This is a genomic window from Marinobacter caseinilyticus (genome assembly GCF_011074955.1).
Classification (GTDB): Bacteria; Pseudomonadota; Gammaproteobacteria; order Pseudomonadales; family Oleiphilaceae; genus Marinobacter; species Marinobacter caseinilyticus.
Map to the genome: position 1 here is coordinate 46,657 of NZ_WUQJ01000019.1, position 18,417 is coordinate 65,073.

The 18,417-nt window shown below is 54.2% G+C and carries 15 protein-coding genes; 12 read left to right on the plus strand and 3 right to left on the minus strand.

The window, feature by feature from the left end:
* Window positions 1–263 precede the first annotated feature (263 nt).
* The 3 genes from GRX64_RS08815 (at window position 264) to GRX64_RS08825 (ending at window position 3,120) form a co-directional block, all read left to right on the plus strand.
* On the plus strand, window positions 264–1,280 hold the full coding sequence (locus GRX64_RS08815; RefSeq protein ID WP_166266225.1) for a porin: 1,017 nt from the start codon (window positions 264–266) through the stop codon (window positions 1,278–1,280).
* A gap of 342 nt (window positions 1,281–1,622) precedes the next feature.
* A complete protein-coding gene (locus GRX64_RS08820) occupies window positions 1,623–2,354 on the plus strand; it encodes a DUF547 domain-containing protein (protein ID WP_235937593.1) in 732 nt (243 codons plus the stop codon).
* Complete coding sequence (locus GRX64_RS08825; RefSeq protein WP_166266228.1) at window positions 2,275–3,120, plus strand: CYTH domain-containing protein; 846 nt, start codon at window positions 2,275–2,277, stop codon at window positions 3,118–3,120. The genes GRX64_RS08820 and GRX64_RS08825 overlap by 80 nt, the downstream gene beginning before the upstream one ends.
* 18 nt (window positions 3,121–3,138) lie before the next feature.
* Here GRX64_RS08825 and GRX64_RS08830 read toward each other — a convergent pair whose 3' ends face one another.
* On the minus strand, window positions 3,139–4,314 hold the full coding sequence (locus GRX64_RS08830) for a potassium channel family protein (protein WP_166266231.1): 1,176 nt from the start codon (window positions 4,312–4,314) through the stop codon (window positions 3,139–3,141).
* 101 nt (window positions 4,315–4,415) lie between these two features.
* On the opposite strand from GRX64_RS08830, the gene glnE reads away from it, so the two are divergent.
* The 3 genes from glnE to GRX64_RS08845 all read left to right on the plus strand — a co-directional run bounded on the left by glnE (window position 4,416) and on the right by GRX64_RS08845 (window position 8,747).
* Complete coding sequence (gene glnE / locus GRX64_RS08835; RefSeq protein WP_166266234.1) at window positions 4,416–7,325, plus strand: bifunctional [glutamate--ammonia ligase]-adenylyl-L-tyrosine phosphorylase/[glutamate--ammonia-ligase] adenylyltransferase; 2,910 nt, start codon at window positions 4,416–4,418, stop codon at window positions 7,323–7,325.
* Window positions 7,326–7,399: 74 nt separating this feature from the next.
* Window positions 7,400–8,326, plus strand: coding sequence for a branched-chain amino acid transaminase (locus tag GRX64_RS08840; protein ID WP_166266237.1), 927 nt, complete (start codon window positions 7,400–7,402; stop codon window positions 8,324–8,326).
* Window positions 8,327–8,342: 16 nt separating this feature from the next.
* Window positions 8,343–8,747 (plus strand): DUF6165 family protein, encoded by a 405-nt coding sequence (locus tag GRX64_RS08845; RefSeq protein ID WP_166266240.1) that lies wholly within the window; start codon window positions 8,343–8,345, stop codon window positions 8,745–8,747.
* Between the two features lie 54 nt (window positions 8,748–8,801).
* Here the strand turns inward: GRX64_RS08845 and GRX64_RS08850 are convergent, their stop codons facing one another.
* A complete protein-coding gene (locus GRX64_RS08850) occupies window positions 8,802–9,833 on the minus strand; it encodes a glycosyltransferase family 9 protein (RefSeq protein ID WP_166266243.1) in 1,032 nt (343 codons plus the stop codon).
* Between the two features lie 132 nt (window positions 9,834–9,965).
* Here GRX64_RS08850 and GRX64_RS08855 point away from each other — a divergent pair, with 132 nt between their 5' ends.
* From GRX64_RS08855 to GRX64_RS08880, 6 genes are all read left to right on the plus strand, one after another.
* On the plus strand, window positions 9,966–10,724 hold the full coding sequence (locus GRX64_RS08855; RefSeq protein WP_166266246.1) for a 3-deoxy-D-manno-octulosonic acid kinase: 759 nt from the start codon (window positions 9,966–9,968) through the stop codon (window positions 10,722–10,724).
* Complete coding sequence (locus GRX64_RS08860) at window positions 10,717–11,841, plus strand: glycosyltransferase family 4 protein (RefSeq protein WP_235937595.1); 1,125 nt, start codon at window positions 10,717–10,719, stop codon at window positions 11,839–11,841. Before GRX64_RS08855 ends, GRX64_RS08860 begins: the two co-directional genes overlap by 8 nt.
* The gene (locus GRX64_RS08865; protein ID WP_166266252.1) at window positions 11,838–12,905 is read left to right on the plus strand and encodes a CDP-glycerol glycerophosphotransferase family protein; all 1,068 of its coding nucleotides are present in this window, start codon (window positions 11,838–11,840) and stop codon (window positions 12,903–12,905) included. Before GRX64_RS08860 ends, GRX64_RS08865 begins: the two co-directional genes overlap by 4 nt.
* Window positions 12,906–13,090: 185 nt before the next feature.
* Entirely contained in the window at window positions 13,091–14,047 is a 957-nt protein-coding gene (locus GRX64_RS08870) for a glycosyltransferase family 8 protein (protein WP_166266255.1), read from the plus strand.
* A 4-nt stretch (window positions 14,048–14,051) separates the two neighbouring features.
* The gene (locus GRX64_RS08875) at window positions 14,052–14,789 is read left to right on the plus strand and encodes a glycosyltransferase family 32 protein (protein ID WP_166266258.1); all 738 of its coding nucleotides are present in this window, start codon (window positions 14,052–14,054) and stop codon (window positions 14,787–14,789) included.
* A 7-nt stretch (window positions 14,790–14,796) separates the two neighbouring features.
* Window positions 14,797–16,047, plus strand: a complete 1,251-nt coding sequence (locus tag GRX64_RS08880; protein WP_166266261.1) for an O-antigen ligase family protein — start codon at window positions 14,797–14,799, stop codon at window positions 16,045–16,047.
* Window positions 16,048–16,398: 351 nt separating this feature from the next.
* On the opposite strand, the gene GRX64_RS08885 is transcribed toward GRX64_RS08880, so the two are convergent.
* Complete coding sequence (locus tag GRX64_RS08885; protein WP_166266264.1) at window positions 16,399–18,414, minus strand: O-antigen ligase family protein; 2,016 nt, start codon at window positions 18,412–18,414, stop codon at window positions 16,399–16,401.
* Between the last annotated feature and the right edge of the window lie 3 nt (window positions 18,415–18,417).

Consider the following 18,417-nt stretch of genomic DNA (forward strand, 5'->3'; position numbering starts at 1 on the left):
AGCAATTGACCACGAAGGATTCGCTCTTCAGGTTTTGTGGACAAAAATGGAGAGCTCAGAAGAAGTCCGGTGGTGGTACAGTGATCGACGATGCCTGGCGCTGACTTGTGGACGTACCGATAAAACTTTTGTCGTTATTTACAAATTGTCATTAAGCTGACATTTTATCGACACAGAATTGGGCACGTTGATAGCCCGATCGTAAAGAAAGCGGGGAAAACCCGCCGCTAAAACCTGAGTTAACTCAAAAAGGAAGACGCAAAATGAAAAAAACGCTCATCGCCTCTGCAATCGCAGCCGCCACTTTCTCCGGCTCCGTGCTGGCAATGGAAAGCGCAGCTGAACTGGCCGCCCGCATGGACTCCATGCCGTCAGTTTACGGTAACATTCAATACGCAATCGCTCACGACGCGGTTGATGGCGGTTCTTCAGAACTCAGCCACTTTGACAACGGTTCAACCATCGGTTTCAAGCACGATCACGAAATCGTACCGGGTCTGACCGGCTTCCTGAAAATTGAATTCGACGGCATCAACGCTGACGACAAGTCCTATGGCCGCGGCCAGATCCGTCTGGACGAAGCTTACATTGGTGTGAAAGGCGACAGCTTCGGCCAGTTGTGGGTTGGTTCTGACGATTCCATGTATGAGTCGACCATTGACCAGATTGTGAACTTCTACGAAGTAGCGGCGCTGAACATCGGCGGCTCCTACTCCACCGGCGAAGGCGACCTGATCCAGTACAAGACGCCTTCTTTTGGCGGCCTGACGTTGGGCGCTTCACTGCAGATCAACGGCGACGGCGATGATCAGCAGCCTGACGACAAGTCGTACCCGTACCAGTTGGCCGCCATGTATTCCCTGGGCGATCTGGATCTGGCCGTTGCCATGGACTCCAACGATGGCAACACTGGCTACTCAAGCACAGGTCTTGATATCAACAACGAAAACACCTACGGCGTTCGTGCCGCTTACAGCCTGGACAACCTGACCTTCTCAGGTGAGTACCAGACGCGTAAGGATGTTGGCGATCTGATCGGTGTTCAGGGCGTTATTGCCTTGGGTGCAAACCAGTTTGCCCTGTCGTATGAAATGGCAACTGCCGACGACGCATCGGACACTGAAGTCACTACAATCACTGCTCAGGCGCTGCACAACCTGTCTGACAACATGTACGTTTACTTCGAAGGCTACCTGGGTGGCGGCGATGACGGCGTATACGGCGTAGCTGGCAAGAGCGAGCGTTCTGTCGCATCTGTTGGTGGCGTTTACTACTTCTAATCAAGGCCTAGGCCTGAGTTGAAGCGGTAATAGGAACCGGCGACTTTTCGAAGTCGCCGGTTTTTTTATGGTTGTTTGAATGGGTTATCCACGTAGGATGCCGCCTCTCCTCGGTTCAGAGGGCCTGGTATGCATCTGATTTCCTGTTGCTCTCTCGTCATCGCTATTATCAGTTCATCCTCTGTGTACGCCGGCAAGGTTGACGCGAGAAGCTTTGAACACGCTGTACGCTGAGCTTCTGATTCGTCATACAAGCATTGGCGAGCAGGCACTCTGCAAGCGCGAATGGTCGACTACTCCGCGGTGTCTGGCGACCGGCAGTGGGCCGTCCTGGTCCGGGCGTTGGCAGTATTTCCGGTTAAGAAATCAAGAACCCGGGGCCAGCAGAAGGCGTTTTATCTCAATGCCTACAACACCCTCTCAATAAACATGGTTCAGACTTATTGGCCATTGCGCAGCCTGCGTTCGCTTGGCACTTTATTTGATCCTGTCTGGGCACACGATGCCGGGTCCATAAGGGGCGGGAAGGTCTCGCTGAGAGTGCTGGAAAACGATGTGCTCAGAGCCGTGGATGATCCCCGGGTGCCTATGGCGATTAACGGCGCGTCAATGAGCTGTCCGGACCTGCGGCATGAACCTTGGGTCGAATACTTTCCTGATGAGCAGCTTGACGATCAGGCTGTCCGGTTTTTGAATCTGACGAATAAAGGCATTATTCTCAATGAAAAGGACAACGAGCTTCGCTTGTCGAGTATTTGCGATGGGTTCGAAGCCGGTGTTGAATCTCCTGGCGGTGTCGAAGCATTTGTCCGCCGCTACCGTCCTGACCTGGCAGCAGCCCTGACATTGGTGACCGACATTCCCTACGACTGGCGTGTCAATGGAGGACTGAGCGGGCGCGGCCTGAGGTGCTTGCGGGCCGATTTGCAAACGGGTCTCAACCGCCGCCGTTCATGGGTGCAAGTTTCATTCAATCGATTGGAAAAGAGTGCATATGGCAGAAGAGCTGGAAATCAAGCTGACACTTTCTTCCTCGGCCATGGCGTTGGCGCAGTCCTGGCTTCTGGCACGTGAAGAGGCGCGCAAAGGCCCGGTGCGCACGTTGCATAATGTCTATTACGATACTCCGGGTGCGGATCTGAATCGCCAACGTATTGCCCTTCGGGTCAGAGCAGCGGGCGATCGTTACATTCAAACCTTAAAAACACAGGGGGTATTCGTCAATGGCGCACATCGCCGTCAGGAGTGGGAATGGCCGCTGCTTACACCTGATCTGAATCTCGGTTTAATAGCCGACACGCCGGTTGCCCAGAGCGTCAACGTTGCGGAGCTGGCGCCGGCTTTCGAAACCAATTTTGAGCGACAAATTGTGATGCTCGACGATGGGAGTTCGCTGATTGAGTGCGCGCTCGACCGAGGCGAAATCAAATCGGGTGACCACCGACGGACCCTGAATGAAGTGGAGCTGGAGCTTAAGGGGGGCAGTCCGGACAGATTGAGGGTATGGGCCGGATGGCTAGCCAGTGAGGTGCCGGTATTCCTGAATCTGGTGAGTAAAGCGGAGCAAGGCTATTGGCTCGCGGGACTGTATCAGCCCGGCAAGGTGCCGGCGGGAGAGGGGCTGACCGGCTTGTTGCGTTGCCTCAGTAATGCCTGGCTCACCGGAGAACGGCCAAACACCCTGGATCACTGCCTGAGCGATCTGCGGGCTCAGGCTCACGGTCAAGGTCTGGGCACTGAATACGACTGGCTTGCGCAGCGCCTCAGGGCCGGAGTCAGCATTGAGGTGCTCATGACTGAGCTGCAACTGGGGCAACTGCAGTTGGGGCTGCTGAGGTAACCGCCAACCTCAAGGGCTTTATTTCGCGGACGTATTGTCCTCTTCCACGGTGTCAAAACCGGCGTGAGCTTGCATGGCGCGCCATTTTTTCAGGAACTGTCTATAGCGTTCGAGCGCCGATTCGACCACTTCGGTGGACGCGGTATTGCTGGATTTCACCAACACGATCAAGCCCTTGCCTTCGACTTCTTCATTGGGTTCGGGGTGGCAAATGACTTCGCCATCCTTGTCGATGTACGCCAGCGCCGTACCGACACCGTCACGCACCAAGGCGCTCACTATGTCAGCCCAGGTCAGGTCATCCAGCACGATATCGTAGCGATGAGGGTGGTCCTGCTGGTAATTGAAAAGGTCCTCAAGCACCTTTTCCGACCCTGGAGAAATCACCGCCCGCACCATGATTTCCGGATAGGTGCGTACCGGCCGGATGATGGTACGAACGCCCAGGGCTTTGAAGCGGGGCCGGTCTTCGTCCCGGACTACTTCCACGGTTAAACGCCCGGCAAGTTTGGCTTCACTGAGACGGTGGGCAACGTCAAACGACAGGCTGTCAGAGGTGGGGTCGCATTCGTCGGCCGCAAGTAAAATAATATGTCGCGCATCCGCTGCATGCACCGCTTTCAATGCGGCAGCATCGCTGCCGGAGCCGTGGTAATGGGTCAACCCCACATCCTTGAGTTCCGGCGGCATACCGTTCGGGAATTCTTGCGTCAGGATCTGGATCGGAATGGTCTCGTAGCCGGGCACGGCACGGACCTGAGACGCAATCCGGGAAAAGTACTGTTCGCCACCCTGCCGGGGTGTATTGATGATTACAATGTGATCTTTCATGTCGTATACCCAGCGTCCGGTTAGGATGCGCTCCCTTCGATAGAATCGGTACTCGATAAAGTCGCTGACGATCAGTGTCAGCAGTGTTATTGCCATGATGTACATGAAAATAACGGTACTGAGTCGACCAATGATGGTGTGGGGTGCCAGATCACCATAACCGACCGTCACCAGGGTGGTTAAGGTGAGCCAGGCCGCTTCAAATAATGTCAGGTTTTCAACCACCGAAAGCAACACGGTCTGAAACACCACCAGTAGCCCCAGCATGGCAAACAACCAGCGGATACGACGTCGTATAATACCGGACATGGGAAGGTGAGAGAGCTGATGTTCTGGGTTTAACGGGCGTCGGTTAGGTAGCATGGTTGGTGCTTGGGGCCCCGGTTAGACAGTGAGAGCTTACGTTTACTGTATCGGAAGTATAACCTAGTCGAAAATATAAAAGAGTAACAGGGGTTTGCATTATGTCTGCGCATCTTGAAACGTATCCAGAGGTCCTCCGCCCGGCGTTGAAAGCCGCATTGAAATCGCTGGCGGACGACGATCGGTTGTCCTGGTTGGATTCGATGGCAGATGTCAGTCATGACGACGTCGTTGAGGCGATTGCCCGGAGTGATTTCCTGAAAAACACCATGCTCCGACATCCGGAAGCAATGGCGCGCCTGGCCTCCGCTCAATCTCTCCGGGCGGCGACAACGCCCGAGTTTCTATCCAGTCGCTGGCGGGAATACCTTGCCGATGTAAAAGATGAACCCGGACTGCACCGTGGTCTTCGACAATTCCGCATGGAAAGTCAGTTCCGCATCATTTGGCGGGATGCCATGCGGTGGTCTGATCTGAGTGAAACCATGGCGGCCACCAGTGAACTGGCCGATACCTGTATTCAGGGGGCATTGGCTTGGCTTTATGCCGATGCGTGTGAACAATTCGGAACCCCTTGGGGAGCTCACCCCGTGACGTCGGAGCCTGTACCGCAGCCCTTGCTGGTTATCGGGATGGGAAAGTTAGGGGGGCGGGAGCTGAACGTATCGTCCGATATTGATCTCATTTTCGCCTACCCCAGCAAGGGAGAGACCCGAGGTGGCCGCCGGGCCTTGGACAGTGAACAGTTTTTTGTTCGATTGGGCCAGCGCCTGATCCAGTCACTGGATCAGATTACTGCGGATGGTTTTGTGTTCCGCGTCGACATGAGATTAAGACCGTATGGCCAGAGTGGTGCCCTGGCCATGAGTTTTTCGGCGCTGGAAACCTATTACCAGGATCAGGGTCGGGATTGGGAACGCTATGCGATGGTCAAGGCGCGGGTGGTCGCTGGTGACCAGGCGTTGGGGCAGGTACTGATGGAGAGTCTGCGGCCCTTTGTCTATCGAAAATACATTGATTTCAGTGCCTTTGAGTCTTTGCGCAACATGAAGTCGATGATCAGCCGTGAAGTCCGTCGCAAGGGGCTCGAAAATAACATCAAACTAAGCCGTGGTGGGATTCGGGAAATCGAGTTCGTTGTGCAGGCGTTTCAGTTGATTCGTGGGGGGCGTGACCGCGAGTTACAGAAACGAGAGCTGCTACAGGTGCTGACGGCGCTGGAACACATGGAGTTGCTCCCTACAAAAGTGGTGCAAGAACTCCGGGACGCTTATGTGTTTCTGCGAAACCTCGAGCATGCCTTGCAAGGTATCGATGACCAGCAAACTCAACTGCTTCCGGCGGATGCCCGCTCGCAGGCCAGGGTAGCGCTCATCATGAACTGTGTGGACTGGTCGGCGTGCTGTGCCGAGCTTGACCGCCACCGGGCGCGCGTAGCCCATCACTTCGCCGATATCATTGCCTCCGATGACGAAGATGACGATGCCAGTATGCTGGCGGATGGCTGGAAGGAATTGTGGCTTGGGGAGATGGATGAGTCCGCTGCCGAAGCATGGTTGACGCATCATGGCTTCGAACATCCGGCTGCCAGCATGAAGGCACTGACTGACCTGCGCAGTGGCCGTCCGGTGCAGACCATGCAGACCCAGGGGCGGCGCCGGCTGAACCAGATCATGCCGGTGTTGCTGGAGGCGCTCACCCACGTGGCCCAGCCCTCGGAGACGTTGGATCGGGTATTGCAGTTGGTTGAGGCTGTCCTGCGGCGTACAGCCTATCTGGTGTTGCTGTTGGAAAACCCCGGGGCCAGGACGCAGCTGGTTCGCCTGTGCAGTGAAAGTCCCTGGATTGCCCGCCAACTTGCCGAGACGCCCCTGTTGCTGGATGAACTGCTGAATGCCGAAAGTCTTTATCACCCGCCGGCCAAAAGCGAATTACAGGACGATTTGCGACAGCAAATGCTGAGAATTTCCTATGAGGACCTGGAAGAGCAGATGGAATCGCTGCGGCATTTTAAGAAAGCCCATATTCTTCGGGTTGCGGCCTCAGAACTGCGGGGCACACTGCCTCTGATGAAAGTAAGTGATTACCTGACCTGGATAGCCGAAGTTGTTTTGGACCATGTGGTGGCTGTCGCTTTTGCCAACCTCGTCAGTCGTTATGGCTATCCCACGCGTAAGGATGGGACGGTCTGTGATACGGATTTTGCCATTGTTGGTTATGGCAAATTGGGTGGCATTGAGTTGGGTTACACGTCAGACCTGGATTTGGTGTTTATTCACAACGCCGACCCACAGCTGTCCACTGATGGCGAAAAATCCATTGATAATGCCGTGTTCTATACCCGGTTGGGGCAGAGAATTGTTCATATCCTGAGTACGCAGACCACGGCCGGCCAGCTTTACGAAGTGGACATGCGACTCCGCCCGTCGGGTAATTCAGGGCTGTTGGTCAGCACTCTGTTGGCGTTCGAAAAATATCAACGCGAGGACGCCTGGACCTGGGAACACCAGGCGCTTGCAAGGGCCAGAGGTGTGGCAGGCTGTCGGGCCACGATAGACGCGTTTGAGGTGTTGCGCCACGATCTATTGTGCCTACCCCGGGATACAAAGAGGCTCCGCAACGAGGTTGTGGAAATGCGGGAGAAAATGCGCGCCAGTCTCGGCACCCCTCAATCAGAGGGAAAGTCACCCGAGACCTTTCACGTAAAGCACGATTATGGCGGCATCATCGATATTGAATTTATGGTGCAGTATCTGATGCTGGCCAATGCGGCGCAGCACGCCGAACTGACCCAGTGGTCGGACAACATTCGACAACTGGAGGAGCTTGGGCGCGTTGGTGTCCTGCCGGTGGCTGATACGGAAAAGCTGAGAGACGCTTACATCACTCTGCGCTCAACCATCCACCGGCGTGCGCTGCAGAACCTGAACAGTCAGGTCGAGCCGGATGCCTTTGAGGCCGAGCGCCGTTATATTCAAACGATGTGGAAACGTATCATGATGGATGCATAGAGGCTCTTCGTCCCCATGAGAATTCCTGCTAGAATGCTGCTTTTCCGGAATTTGCCTGCTTAGGAGCAAGAACAATGTCAATGGCGGATCGCGATGGCCTGATCTGGTTGGATGGTGAAATGGTGCCCTGGCGCGACGCCAAGGTGCACGTTCTGACTCACACGCTGCATTATGGCATGGGCTGCTTCGAAGGGGTGCGCGCTTATAATACAGACCAGGGCCCAGCTATCTTCCGGTTGAAAGAGCATACCGATCGCCTGTTCCGGTCTGCGCACATTCTCAACATGAAGATGCCTTTCACCAAAGAGCAAGTCAATGAAGCTCAGATTCGATCCGTGCGTGAAAACAATCTGGATGAAGCCTACCTGAGACCGATGGCCTTTCTGGGGTCTGAAGGTATGGGGTTGAGGGCCGATAACCTGAAGGTGCACCTGATGGTCGCGGCCTGGAGCTGGCCGTCCTATATGTCACCGGAAGCCAAAGAGTTGGGTATCAAGGTGCGGACGTCGTCTTACACCCGCCATCACGTGAACATCACCATGTGTAAGGCCAAGGCGAACGGCAACTACATGAACTCCATGTTGGCGTTGAACGAAGCCATCGCGTCCGGTTGTGAAGAAGCGCTGTTGCTTGATAACGAAGGCTACGTCGCGGAAGGCTCCGGCGAAAACATCTTTATTTTACGCAACGGGGTGCTGCATACACCGGAGCTGACGTCCTGTCTGGAAGGCATTACCCGTCAAACGATTATGGAGTTCTGTCAGGAGCTGGGCATTCCAGTCCGGGAGCGTCGGATTACCCGCGACGAAGTCTACATCGCCGACGAAGCCTTCTTCACCGGCACGGCCGCTGAAGTGTTGCCTATCCGGGAGCTTGACGGGCGTCTGATCGGTGCCGGCAAGCGCGGCCCGCTGACCGAGAAGCTACAGAACATGTATTTCGATGCCGTCAAAGGCAAGCGGGAGGTCAACGCCGATTGGCTGACCCACACCAATTCATGAATTCCAGGGTATGACCATGGCAGACGTTATAACTGTGCCGGTTTCATTCGGCGAAGTGCTCGACAAAATCACCATTCTGGAGATCAAGTCCGAGCGCATTGCGGACGCTCAGAAAGTCCGCAACGTGCGTCTTGAGCTGGAGGAACTGAGCCGGGTATGGGATACGGCGGTGCCCGACCAGGCCGCGATCAGCGAAGCCCGCCAGCGTTTGAAGGCGGTGAATGAGCAGCTTTGGGAAATTGAAGATGACATTCGCGACCAGGAAGCGGCTCAGGATTTCGGCTCTCGCTTCGTGGAGCTGGCGCGCGCAGTGTATGTGACGAATGACAAGCGTGCTGCGATCAAAAAGGAAGTGAACCTGGCGCTGGGCTCGCGCTTCGTGGAAGAAAAATCCTATCAGGATTACAGCGTTAAAAATTAGCAAGTGCGTATGGGCGGCCGAGGTGCTGGCATGACGGTGAACGACATGGCCGTGTCAGCGCTTTTGGGCCACCCATTTGTCGAGCATCTCGGTTGCGTCCGCGACTGAAATCATATCCATGGCGCCCTCGAACTCAGCTTTAGCCCCCCAGCGTGCCTGCGAAACGGTCGAACCGGTGAAGCGCTCCAGTGCCTCCGGATAGCGGTTGACGCACCAGTTCAAGGAGTTGTATGGGCCAGAGCGAAAAGGGTTGCTGGCGGCATACAGACCCAACACATCGGTACCGACTGCGCTGGCAATGTGGGCCGGTCCGGTATCCGGCGACACCAGTAAATCCGCCTTTGCCAGCAATGCTGTTAACTGCTTCAGCGTGTCCTGACCGCAAATATTAAGCGCCGGGGACTGCATGCGGGAGGCGATAGCCTCGCACATGGTCTTCTCAAAGTCGGCCGGGCTACCGACCAGAATCACTTTGGCTTGATGCTGTAGAACCGCATGGTCAGCCAGTTGGGCATAACGCTCCGGTGTCCAGTTTCTCAGGGTATGGCTGGCACATGGGCTGATGACCAGGGTGAACTGGTTTTCGTCGACCCACTGCTCTGCAAATGCCCTGTCACTGTCGGATATCGGTATTGTCCACTTCGGTGGCGCCGCCGCCAGTCCCAAGGGCTCCAGAAAACTCGCCAGGCAGTCGCGCACATGCTGGTGTGGGGATGGGGCAATGCGACGATTGATGAACAACCCATGCAGGTCTTTGCTGCGGGCAGCGTCATACCCGATTTTGACCTTCGCGGGTATCAGTGCGGCGGCCAGATTGGCGCGAAAAGCGACCTGCATATGCAGCAGCGCATCGAACCGTCGCCCTTTCATGGCCTGACGAAGCGCCTGATAGCCCTTTAGCCCCGCCTTTTTATCAAAAATCACGAAGTCCACACCCGGTAAGTCGCCCACGAGTTTGGCCTCCAGCTTTCCAACGACCCAGGTAATCTGGATGCCCGGAACCTGCGCCTGTAGGCTTAGTATCACCGGTACAACGTGGGTCACATCGCCGATGGCTGAGAGTCGCATAATGCAGATAGAATTCATTGAATGACAGTCCGTTTCAATTCCAAGGCTGAGGTGTGTGGAGCTTGGAGGGCATTCATTGGTAAACTGGCCGCCATTCTAACCTACTAGAGATCGGACGTCCCAGTGGCTCCGGCTGTAACCCGGTAATCCATGACACAACAAAACCATTCCAGCGACGCTAAAACCGAACCCGAGATCTATATGTCGGGCTCGGATTCCGCGTTGCTGGTTCACCCGGATTACCGGGGTCAGGTAACGTCGAGCTGGTTTGATCCCGGAGCTTGGGGCGGGTATGCACGCCCGGTCGACAGTGGCGGTCGGGGCAACGCCTGGTTTATCGATGGTTATCAGTTAGCCGTGGTGTTGCGAGAGTACCGCCGCGGCGGGTTGATCGCTCGATTGTCCGAGGCGTCCTATCTGTTTCTTCGCGAGAGCGATGTTCGAGCTTTCGCGGAATTCCGCCTGCTGAATGTGCTTGCCGATCAGGGCTTGCCGGTGCCCAAGCCCGTGGCCGCAAGGTACCAGAGGAAGTCCCCGTTCCTGTATTGTGCGTCTATCATTATCGAGCGTATTGCCGACTCGGTGCCGCTGGCGGATCGATTTTTGTCCATGGAGCTCGGGCTCTGGCACAGACTGGGGCGTGTGCTGCGTCGATTCCACGATGCCGGTGTTATGCATGCGGATCTTAATTGCTACAACATTCTGGTACAGGGTGACGACTTCTATTTAATCGACTTTGACAAAAGCCGCATTCGCGGTGAAAGCGGCGCCGCGCGCTGGAAAAAATCAACCCTCGACCGACTCTACCGCTCGCTGAAAAAAGTGGCAGGCAAGCAGGAACAAGGGCGTCTGGAGACTCGATGGGTCACCATGAACAATGGATATGACGGGAAGCCTTTCAGTGACTGAGCAACCAGAAACAGACCGCGTGTTGCCGAGCGTATTGTGTGTGACCGATGCGTGCGACCTGCCGGAGTCCGAGCTGTTTATCGGGCTTCACCGTGCGGGGTTTGACGTGGATGTCATGGCCAACCCGTCGGGCCGAAATTACCAGCGATTGGTGGACGCCGGTGTCCGGGTAGTGCCTGTCGCACTGGCCGGGCGCTTCGACAAAGCGGGCAGTCTCGCCATCCACCAGCAGTTGCAGAGCAAGCAGTACACGGTCATCCATACATTCAACCCCAGGGCGCTTGCGTGTTCGCTCCGGGCGTCCCGGGGAATGCGGATCAAAGTGGTAGCCTACCGCGGCGTAATCGGGAACGTCGGCGTATTGAGCCCTGAATCATGGCTTACCTTTTTGCATCCGAGATTGGACCGAATTGTCTGTGTGTCCGATGCGGTCAAACGCTACTTTCTTGGTATTCGTTTCCTCTGGATGCGCATCGCTCCCCAAAAGCTTGTTCGTATTTATAAGGGCCATGATCTGGCGTGGTATCAGCTGCCGCCGGCGGATTTGTCGGTCTTTGAGTTTCCGAAGCACGCCTTTGTTATCTGTTGTACCGGTCGTGACCGTCCGGGCAAGGGCTTTGGCACCCTGATCGATTCCATGGAGTTCATTCCCGATCATTGCCCCGTTCATTTGCTATTAGTGGGTAAGCTGGAGGAAAACGGCGCACTGCACGCACGCATTCAGTCTTCTCGCCACGCCGACAGAATTCGGCTCGCTGGATTCCGCACCGATGCGCCGCAAGTGGCGGCGGCCTGCGACGCCATGGTATTGCCATCTGAAAGTGAAGGGTTGCCTCGTGTCGTTATCGAAGCCATGGCGTACTGTCGTCCAGTCGTGGTGACCGAGGCGGGTGGCATGCCGGAACTTGTGCGTCATGGCGAGGAAGGTCTGGTGGTGCCGGTCAAGGATCCTGAAGCATTGGCCAGGGCATTCATCCAATTGGAAGCGGATCGCGACAAGGCGACAGAAATGGGGCGCAAGGGACAGAACCGTATTGCCGATGATTTCAATACAGCCGCCACGGTGACCGAAACAAGCCGCCTATATCAGGAACTGACACGCGAGCTTACTTCATGAATCGTTACCTCTTTTTTGTTAACCAGCCATATTCGTACTCTATTCTCAGGCCCTTGCAGGATGCCATCCGCAAACGGGGTGATGAGGTGGCCTGGTTTGTCGCCGGTTGTACCGCCGGGCCCTTGCAGGCGGACGAAAGGCGTCTGACAACTGTTGCCGAAGTGATGGCCTACAACGCCGCCGCGACGTTTGTCCCCGGTGACTGGGTGCCGTATTTTTTCCCCGGCATTAAAGTGGAAGTGTTCCATGGCATGGCGCGCAATAAGCGTGGTCACAGCAGTGAAGATGAAAGTGACCACTACCGGATTCGGGGCTTTTTTGATCTTTATTGCACCCATGCGGAAAAAGATACTGCCAAGTTTCAATCGTTGGCTCAGAGTCATGGGCATTTTGCTGTCGCCAAAACCGGCTGGCCCAAACTGGACCCGTTGCTCTCGAGCCGGGTGGAAGGTGAACGTCGAAGGCAGGAAGGCGAACTGCCGGTGGTGTTTTTTGCATCGACCTTCAGCCGGTCCGTGACTGCGGCGCCAGCGCTGCTGGATACCATCACCAGGCTCTCAAAGAATGGCAACTGGCAGTTCATTGTTACCCTGCATCCTAAAATGGACCCGGCCGTGGTGGACCAATACCGCGCTCTGGTTGGGCCCAACCTGCGGTTTGTTGAGAGCCATGAGGACCTGCTTCCCATCATGCCAGAGGCGGATGTGATGTTGTGTGACACCTCGTCCATCATGTTTGAGTTTATGTTTCTGGACCGACCGGTGGTGACGTACCGAACCAAGATGCCCGGGCCTTATCTGATTGACACGAAGGAGCCTGAGGAACTGGAAGGGGCTCTCGCGGAGGCGGTGAGTCGTCCTGAAAATCTGCTGGCCGAACAGCGGAAACTGTGTCTGGATCTGCACACATACTCGGACGGTGCATCGAGTGAGCGGGTACTGAATGCTGTCGAGCATTTTATGCAGCGTCAACACCATGGCCTTAAATCCAAGCCACTGAATTTGATCCGTAAACTGAAGGTTCGGAGACGTTTGCGCCGAGAGCTGCGCAAAACTTTGGTTTAGTCACTGACCCTGATATGGGTTTAACGAAACTGGATGCCCTTATTGTATTAAGGTTTCAAAAAGTCCAGTCAGAAATTTTAGTCAGTGAAAATTATAAAGTACTGGGGTGTTTAGTGGCTGTCTGTTTCTGTCAATTAAAATCTGACTGGAATTTTCTTAAAATTTTTAAAGGTTAAGGTTTTAAAATGTCTGACACATTTGGAAGTGGAAAAAAACAGATTCATATTGCTGCGTGTTGCGACCAAAATTATTTGCCTTTTGTTGCCGTAATGATGAATTCGGCGATCAGTAGATTAAGTGGGCAATATAATCCGATTTTTCACTTCGTGGGTGTTGATATTGATCAAGATACGCTTTCAGCATTAAAAAACGAGGTAGAGCAAAAAGGCGGGGAATTGATTTCTTATCAAGCGGATGAACTGTCATTCAAAGATTTACCAACTTTGAGATATGGGAATTCTGTTTATCAAAGAATATTGTTAGCAGATTATTTGTCTAACGACATAAATCGAGTGATTTACATCGATGCGGATACATACGTTGTTGATGACTTGAGTGTTCTCTGGGAAATGAATCTGCAAGGTAACCCACTCGGGGCGGTTGAAGACCTATCAAAGTCAGCATGCAAAACGATTAAGATTCCCCGACATGAATATTTCAACTCTGGCGTCCTTCTTATGGATCTCGAAGTCTGGAGAAGGCAGGGAATTCACAAAACCGTGGCGGCGTATGCAGGTCAAAATGCACACCGGTTAAAACACGTTGACCAGTGTAGCCTGAATGCAGTTCTTCATAAGAAATGGACACGGTTGCCGGCCAGATGGAATCAGCAGGCCAGCGTATACAAAGCCTATAAAAAAATCAGCGAGGACTGTGGGTATTCAAAAGAGGAGCTGAGAGAGGCTATTCAAAATCCGGGAATTTATCATTTCACTGGGAGGGAAAAACCCTGGCTTTCCTATTGTTTCAGCCCAGTAAAAAAGGAATACCGATCGGCTTTGAGCAAACTGGACTGGGCGAGAAGTCTTGTTCCCAGAGAATCTCTCCGTCAAAAACTGGAAGCACTGCTTTCCTTTAGAAAACAAACTCAGTACTTAATCCGAAAATTATTTTGGATTTTGAATAGGATGCACAGGAATTAATCATATGAGCGTGATCCCAAAGACTTTGCATTTCGTCTGGGTCGGAGATGAATCCTTAAGGCCTGATGCGTTTATAGAAACATGGCGCCGAAAGCACCCGGATTTCAAAATTCGCGTTTGGGGTAATGATGACTGGAAAAATGGCAACTGGTTGAACCGGCACCACATGGATGCTTTTGCCGAACACTCTCGTGAGTTTCGTGGAATTGCAGATATTATGCGATGGGAAATTTTACTCAATGAGGGAGGGTTCGCTCTTGATGCGGACTCTGTTTGTATTAACAGGCTGCCTGATTGGCTTTTCGATTGTAGCTTGTTTGCGGCGTGGGAGAATGAATACGTAAGGCCCGGGCTTGTTGCCAATGGCTATGTTGGTGCCCATTCAGGGCATGCCGTGATCGCTTCCATGGTAAACCAACTGGCTGAGCAAAAAGATCTGGCACGGCGGTTTGTCTGGTACAAGCTTAAGCATAAGCGGCGTCGGGCTTGGAACACAACCGGTCCGATTCCGTTTACAAATACTATTTTTTCAACAAGCGACCGAAGCGCTACCATTGTTCCAAGCCATTTTTTCTTGCCCGTTCATCACTCCGGTGAGCAGTACAAAGGCGACGGCCCGATATACTCCTGTGAACTATTTGCTGGAACAAAATCAAGTAACTACGACTCCATGTATGGTTCGATGATAGATTCCGATCCGGATTTACTTGTATCAAATGTGCGAGCACAACTTGGACTATAACGCTGCTATGTTCACTGTGAAGGATGGGCATTCGTTAATGCGCTCGCCAATAGTTCTCATTAGCACTAGCTTGCTACTGTTTTTACTCCTCGCAATTTTGGTGCCCTGGAAAGATGTCTACCGTTTCTTTTTTTTCGCAGGTGTCATGCCTGGCGTTATTTGGGCGCTTTATCAGGGTGAAAAGCCGTTGTGTATGGGCGCGCGCAGCATCAAGGCTCTTATTCTTCTGGTGTTGTATTTGTCATTGAATTCGTTTCTGGTTAGCAGTGCGCCGCTGAAAGACAGCGTTGATTCTTTTCGGTGGGGAGGGGAAATATTATTCCTGATAATGGGTATTTTGTACGCTTCGGAGCATTGGATGCGACGGCCCATAATATTCGGACGCCTAATCCTGAGTGGTGTGTTTTTAGCCAGTGTGCTGGTGCTGATGCCTTACGTTACAAACGGATTTTTTGACCTTCGCCTGGTGGGCGTCGGGTTTCTCGAGCACCCGATTCAGGGTGCCTCCTCCCTGCTTGTACTGTGGGCAATCGGGTTTGCCTTGATGGGGTTCGCAACCTCTGTGCAGGCCGCTGATTGGTTGCTGATTGCCCTTTCGGGCTTGGCCATGTTGACGGTGGCGGTCTTTTCGCAAAGCCGGGGGCCTGTGATTGCGTCTGTGATAACCGTGCTGCTGATGACAGGTCCGTGGCTTATTGCGCACCCAAGATCCAAGCTCTGGTTGTATATTATTTTTGGCGTATCCCTTGGCGGATTTTGGGTTCTATTGCCCCAGGACTATGCCGACTGGTTCTTCGAGATGATGATGAGCCGAGGTTTATCGTACCGCCCCGAAATTTGGTCGTCTGTGTTGGAGTATGCCGCTAATCATTGGATTTTTGGCTCTGGGGCCGCCACAGAGTTTGTAGACACCAGCGCTGGCGCGGCGCTCAAGTCGGAACTGGGTTTTGAGTTTGCCCATTCTCATAATATTTTTCTGGAAATATTTCTGATCGGAGGGGTTTTTGCTCTTTTTATACTATTATCAACAATTTGTGTTGCTTTGAAGAGGTTGTGGGAGGCTCCAGTTTCCGGCAGAAGCAAGTTGCTAGCCGTGTCGGTTTTGCTGGTGGTTATTATGGTTAACTTTACAGATACGGCCCACCCGATCTCGTCGCCCAGCGCAAACTGGATGCTGTTATGGCTTCCGCTGGTTTTTTGGTTCTCAACGGTATATAGCCTGCGATCTGACCATTCGCATGATGTTGAGAATCAATGAGCAGACGATTCCGCCCGTGTAAACCGCACAGGCGGTGGCAAATGGAACAGTGCCTGTTTGGGTTTTCATTGGTGTGAACTGAACGGATTCAGGCGGATGCTTCAACTGCATTGGCGCCCCCGGTATCCAGTCCCCATTATTGCCGGGGTGAGATCGCAGAGCGAATGGAGTTCTTTGGGTTTCGAGCGATGTGAGATCACTATGAACATGGTCCGACAAGCGGCCGAGTCCTTGGCCTTTACCAAACTGCGGGATCGGATGTTTTAAACTGCTTCATCGTCAGTCATGAGACGAGACGTAGCAGAGATCGAACAGGGTGTTCCAGGCTAATAACCTGACAAGTAAGTATGCCTAAGACTTGGCGTCGTTTTTTGGGTATGCCTTCCCCAGGGTCCACAGGCCCGCGTACTTATTAAACGTCACTTGCGCATAGGTGACGGCCGTCAAGTACCCCACGGACCCGTCCAGAAAGCCGAACCGGATAAAATAGACCTGCACAAAAGTCAGCAACGCACGCAAGGTTGGGTAGACCATAGTGCGGGTTTGTTTGCCTTGACGGTATTTTTCCTGGGCGCCCAACCACGCGTATTTTGAGCTTTTTTCCAGTGAATGGCCAAAGTCACGGTGCGTATAGTGGGTCAGACGACCGCGTAGCGTGCGTGTTTTTCGGCCATCCGGGATCAGTATTTTTTCGTGCACTAAGGCGTCGGAGAAGCGCACCCCCTCTCGTCGGAACAACCTCAGAGGGGCCCGCCCGCTGCGACCGAAGTCCAGTCGCTTACCGTAGATGGTAACGGCCCAAGGCAATTTGTAGGCATCGGCGTCTGGCTCGGCCAGGCGGTGATTGATCTCACTGGCCAGCTCCGGGGTAATGCGCTCATCGGCATCAATGGACAGCACCCAGTCACCGGTGGCTTTTTCCAGCGCGCGCTGTTTCTGGATACCAAAACCTGGCCAGTCGGTCACTTCGACAACATCGGCATATTGTCGGGCAATGTCGGCGGTGCCGTCGCTGCTGCCGCTGTCCAGCACAATGATCTCGTCGGCCACCAGGCGCGCGGATTGCAGGCAGTCAGCGATGTGGTCGGCTTCGTTCATGGTGATGACCGTGGCTGACACTGTCACCGAGCGCGGACGGTAACAAGACGCGCTGAGTTCACGAAAAAATGCGGCCGATACACTGGCAATGAGCAGCAGGTAGAAGGTGAGGTACAGATTGCGACTCAGGGTCGCTTCGGTCAGACCAAACACTATGTAGGCGGCAGGAACCATGGTGCCTGCCACCGCCATGTGGGCGGTAGCGGGGTGTCGGCTGGTGATGTAGCGGCCAAAAATAAAGAGCGGGACGCCAAGTAAAAAGAGCCAGCTCAGGAGTCCGGCGATGCCCCGGGTGGCCATCAGGTTCAACACGTCGTTGTGGGCATGGCCGGTACAACAGGTGAGTATCGTCGGTGATATATCGCCGCGACTGGACGCTTCTGCGGCTGCCTGGGTGAAACTGTTGAGACCTGCACCCAGTATGGGGTTGTCCAGGAACAGGTTCCAGGCCAGTTGCCAGAGCTCGAACCGAATGGTGATGCCTTGCTCCAACACGCCGTTGGAAAGGCTGGCCATCATTGTCTGGATACGGTCGCTGGTGGTGAATGACACCGCAGCGATGATGATAATCACCAGCACCGACATCCGCCGCAGGCGGGGTGTCAGCAAGGGGGTGATCAGTAAGAGCAGAACCGGCAGGGCGATCAAATTGCTCCGGGTCTGTGACAGACCGGCGACAACCAGCGCGGCGAGGCCCGCAATAATTAAAACGAGTGCTTTGATCTGGTCCGATGGCTGACGACGGAAGTAGAGCCCACCCACCAACGAAAGCGCGCCACCCAGTAAGGCCAAGTTGCCAAACATGATCGGGTTGATGCCGCCACCGAGCCGGCCTGCCAGGTAGGGCGTCAGGGTCTCGGTGGACTGGGCAAAGTGGGCCAGTACGGCCGCTAGTGCGGACAGCGCGGTCAGGCCGAACGCGAGAAAGAGGGTCGATGCACGCAGCTCGGAATAAGTGAGCGCTATGATCAGGGGCCAGAACAGAATGAAACGGACATCGGAACCCAGGGTTTTAAATCCCTCATAGCCCAAGCCGGCGTTGAACCAGGACAGGGCACTGGCAACGACGAAAAACCAGAATGCAAAATGAAGCAGTCGAAGTTCCTTGGGCTCGTCCCAACCTGCCTTGGGCAGCGCTTTGCGATAGGACAGAGCTATGCCAGTCAAGGCAATGAACAGCGTTGCGCCAGCGAGCCAGGAAGACGACAGCAAAGCGCCACCCAGTCCGATAAACGTCAGCGCCAGCAAAGCGATTTTGAGTCGGTTCATAAC

Bases quoted from the DNA above. Each gene is read 5' to 3' on its own strand.
- glnE (WP_166266234.1), top strand. From the start codon at position 4,416: ATGTCTGCGCATCTTGAAACGTATCCAGAGGTCCTCCGCCCGGCGTTG.
- GRX64_RS08875 (WP_166266258.1), top strand. From the start codon at position 14,052: ATGAGCGTGATCCCAAAGACTTTGCATTTCGTCTGGGTCGGAGATGAA.
- GRX64_RS08870 (WP_166266255.1), top strand. From the start codon at position 13,091: ATGTCTGACACATTTGGAAGTGGAAAAAAACAGATTCATATTGCTGCG.
- GRX64_RS08865 (WP_166266252.1), top strand. From the start codon at position 11,838: ATGAATCGTTACCTCTTTTTTGTTAACCAGCCATATTCGTACTCTATT.
- GRX64_RS08845 (WP_166266240.1), top strand. From the start codon at position 8,343: ATGGCAGACGTTATAACTGTGCCGGTTTCATTCGGCGAAGTGCTCGAC.
- GRX64_RS08825 (WP_166266228.1), top strand. From the start codon at position 2,275: ATGGCAGAAGAGCTGGAAATCAAGCTGACACTTTCTTCCTCGGCCATG.
- GRX64_RS08855 (WP_166266246.1), top strand. From the start codon at position 9,966: ATGACACAACAAAACCATTCCAGCGACGCTAAAACCGAACCCGAGATC.
- GRX64_RS08850 (WP_166266243.1), bottom strand. From the start codon at position 9,833: ATGAATTCTATCTGCATTATGCGACTCTCAGCCATCGGCGATGTGACC.
- GRX64_RS08880 (WP_166266261.1), top strand. From the start codon at position 14,797: ATGTTCACTGTGAAGGATGGGCATTCGTTAATGCGCTCGCCAATAGTT.
- GRX64_RS08830 (WP_166266231.1), bottom strand. From the start codon at position 4,314: ATGCTACCTAACCGACGCCCGTTAAACCCAGAACATCAGCTCTCTCAC.
- GRX64_RS08840 (WP_166266237.1), top strand. From the start codon at position 7,400: ATGTCAATGGCGGATCGCGATGGCCTGATCTGGTTGGATGGTGAAATG.
- GRX64_RS08815 (WP_166266225.1), top strand. From the start codon at position 264: ATGAAAAAAACGCTCATCGCCTCTGCAATCGCAGCCGCCACTTTCTCC.
- GRX64_RS08885 (WP_166266264.1), bottom strand. From the start codon at position 18,414: ATGAACCGACTCAAAATCGCTTTGCTGGCGCTGACGTTTATCGGACTG.